Source organism: Microbacterium sp. Bi128 (assembly GCF_918698205.1).
On record NZ_CAKKMM010000755.1, the window covers coordinates 1 to 2,460 of the forward strand.

Genomic DNA, 2,460 nt, shown 5'->3' on the forward strand with positions numbered 1-2,460 from the left:
CGGTTGTTCGCGTCGAGGTAGGCCACCGCGTCCCCGAACTGTTCCGGCATCGTGGCCGTGCCTTGGTGTTCGGCCCACAGCCACTCGATGTACGTCGCCCAGCCCTCGTTCAGCCAGATGTCCTGCCAGTCGGACGGGCTCACCGCGTCTCCGAACCACTGGTGACCGAGTTCGTGCACCACCGTGTATTCGTCCGCAACCTCCGAGTAGACCGGCCGCGTCTGCGTCTCCAGCGCATAGTCGACCGTGTCGTCGTCGACAATCGCGCCGAAGGCCTCGAACGGGTACCGCCCGAACTGGCCCTCAAGGAATGCGATCATCTTGGGCTGCAACGCAAGCGACGCCTTCGTCTCGGCCAGTGCCGCTCCCGTCACGTCCGCGTCGATCGCATTGATGATGGGCAGCCCGTGCGGACCGACGTCGTACGACAGGGCAAAGTCGCCGACGTTCGCCGTCGACAGATAGCTGGCCATCGGGTCCGAGGCCTTCCACGTCCACGTGGTCCATCCCGCCTTCGTCGCCGGCCGGCCGACGGGCAGGCCGTTCGCCACGGCCGTCTTCCCCGCCGGCACCGTGATGCGGAACGTATAGGTCGCCTTGTCTTCAGGGTCGTCATTCACGGGGTACCAGGTCGCCGCACCCTCGGGCTCATTGACGACCATCGCACCGTCAGCGGTTGTGACCCAACCGTAGAGCGCTCCGGTGGTGTCGAGCGGCCGGCCGGTGATTCCGCCGTACTCGATCACGATCGACGTCGTCTGTCCGGCCTTCAGCTTCGGCCGCAGCCCGACCGTGAGTTCCCAGATCCGGTTCGCGTCGTTCTGCACCTGGGACCACTTGGCGGCCTTGCCGTCGACCCGGACCGACGTGACGCCGAGGCCGCGCAGGTCGAAGTTGAGCGACTCCAGGTTCTGCTTCGCACGGAGGGTGACAGTCGCGACCCCGCTGAGGCGGCCTGCGAGCACCGCGGGATTGGTTGGTGGCGTATAGCGGAGGGCGAGGTCGTAGTGCAGGACGTCGTAGCCGCCGTTGCCGGCGAACGGGAAATACGCGTCCCCGCTGCCGGGAGCGCCCGCCGTGTAATGGCGGTTGTCGTGGCTGGGGGCGGCCTGCGCAGCCCCGCTGATTGCGCCGACGCCGGCCACGGCCAGCACGAGGATGACCGCTGTCCGGCGCAGGCGCCCTCTGAAGTGCTGCCTCATCACCGATTTCCTCCATCCAGGTCTCGGGATGTCCATTTGGGTGAAACAGCACGCCCGTCGTCCCGAGCAGAAACGATCTCGGTCTGAGTAGTCATGACCGTGCCCCCAATGCAGTTGTGGAATGTCGCCCATGATCCCCACCGCAACTTTGGAAAACCTTGGTACCGGTCCGAAGTGAGGCCGCCGGGCCCACGAAAGCCTGCCGCCGATGCGCTGGACTCCGACTATGCACTGAGTGTATAGATGGAGGTGTGAACAACTCTCTTGCCCTCCTCGGGCTGCTGAGCCGGGAACCCAGCTATGGGTACGACCTGAAGCATTCCTATGACCGCTATTTCGGCACCCAGAAACCATTGGCATTCGGGCAGGTGTATTCCACGCTGGCCCGGATGTTCCGTGACGAGCTGATCATCGCCTTGGGCGGGGAGAGCGGCGGCGGTCCGGACCGCAAGAAGTATGAGGCCACCGTTGCCGGCAGGGACAAGGTGCGGCAGTGGCTCTTTACCCCCGATGTGCCCTCCGAATCCCTACAGAGCGAGCTGTTCGCCAAGACCGTGGTCGCCTTGCTGCTCGACGACGACGCCGACCGGTTGTTGGATGCGCAGCGCGCCGAGCACATGGCCCGGATGCGCGAACTGACCCGCCTCAAGCGCGACGCCGACCTGCTGCAGGTGCTGATGTGCGACTACGGCCTCTTCCACATCGAGGCTGACCTGCGCTGGATCGAGCTGACCAGTGCCCGGCTGTCCCAACTCCAAAAGGAGCTCCAGAGCGCATGAGCACGATCGACACCACTGCACCCATCCTCAGCGCCCGCGGTGTCCGCCACGCGTTCGGACAGACCGAGGCGCTGCGCGGTATCGACATCGACGTTCACGCCGGTGAGGTACTCGCGGTCATGGGCCCGTCGGGGTCGGGTAAGTCCACCCTGCTGCACTGCCTGGCCGGCATCCTTGCCCCGGACGGCGGCGCCGTGGCCTATGCGCCCCGCGGCCAGGAGCCCGTCAGCATCAGCGGACTGGGTGAGGCTGAAAGGTCCCGGCTGCGTTTGACCGACTTCGGCTTCGTTTTCCAGTTTGGCCAGCTGCTGCCCGAACTCACGGCGCTGGACAATGTCAGCCTTCCCCTGCTTCTGGGCGGTACCAAACGGGCAGAAGCACGCCGGCGCTCGCAGGAAGTGCTCGAACGGCTCGGGCTGGACGGATGCACTGCCAAGCTGCCGGGGGAGCTCTCGGGAGGCCAGGCCCAGCGGGTGGCC

Annotated in this window: 3 protein-coding genes; 2 read left to right on the forward strand and 1 reads right to left on the reverse strand. The window is 66.0% G+C overall.

Annotated elements, in window-relative coordinates:
* On the reverse strand, positions 1-1,202 hold a 1,202-nt coding region (locus tag LQV45_RS25815), incomplete at its 3' end, for a M1 family metallopeptidase (protein WP_230009489.1).
* A 251-nt stretch (positions 1,203-1,453) separates the two neighbouring features.
* Here LQV45_RS25815 and LQV45_RS25820 point away from each other — a divergent pair.
* Together LQV45_RS25820 and LQV45_RS25825 are read left to right on the forward strand one after the other, a co-directional pair.
* A complete protein-coding gene (locus LQV45_RS25820; protein ID WP_230009490.1) occupies positions 1,454-1,981 on the forward strand; it encodes a PadR family transcriptional regulator in 528 nt (175 codons plus the stop codon).
* The coding region (locus tag LQV45_RS25825) for an ABC transporter ATP-binding protein (RefSeq protein WP_230009492.1) at positions 1,978-2,460 on the forward strand (483 nt) is incomplete at its 3' end. The genes LQV45_RS25820 and LQV45_RS25825, both read left to right, overlap by 4 nt.